The organism is Bradyrhizobium sp. NBAIM08 (assembly GCF_020193935.1).
GTDB classification, from domain to species: domain Bacteria; phylum Pseudomonadota; class Alphaproteobacteria; order Rhizobiales; family Xanthobacteraceae; genus Bradyrhizobium; species Bradyrhizobium yuanmingense.
This window is the reverse complement of sequence record NZ_JADYVR010000539.1, coordinates 1-431: the sequence shown is the minus strand read 5'-3', so window position 1 is coordinate 431 and position 431 is coordinate 1. Positions and strand designations below refer to the sequence as shown.

The following is a 431-nucleotide window of genomic DNA, read 5'->3' as shown; positions in this document are numbered from 1 at the left end:
GCACTACCCCGACCGGACCACCGTCTGCGTGAGCACCCAGGCCGGCTGCGCCATGGCCTGCGACTTCTGCGCAACGGGCCAGAACGGCTTCGCCCGCCACCTGACGACCGGCGAGATCGTCGAGCAGGTCGTCCGGGCCCGCCGGGCGTCGGGCGACAAGCGCCTGTCCAACGTGGTCTTCATGGGCATGGGCGAGCCGCTGGCCAACTACGACGCCACCTGGGCGGCCGTCGAGCGGCTGCACGCCGACCTCGGCCTCGGCGCCCGGAGCCTGACCATCTCGACCGTCGGCGTCGTGCCCGGCATCCGCCGCCTGGCCACCGAAGCGCTGCCGGTCAACCTCGCCGTCTCGCTGCACGCCGCCAACGACGCGCTGCGGGACGTGCTGGTGCCGATCAACCGGCGCTACCCGTTGGCCGTGCTGGAGGAGG

At 73.1% G+C, this 431-nt stretch carries 1 protein-coding gene; it reads left to right on the top strand.

The features are described 5' to 3' along the window. Positions 1-28: 28 nt before the first annotated feature. Positions 29-431 (top strand): radical SAM protein (locus I6F37_RS40835; protein WP_225154498.1); only part of this gene is annotated, 403 nt, incomplete at its 3' end.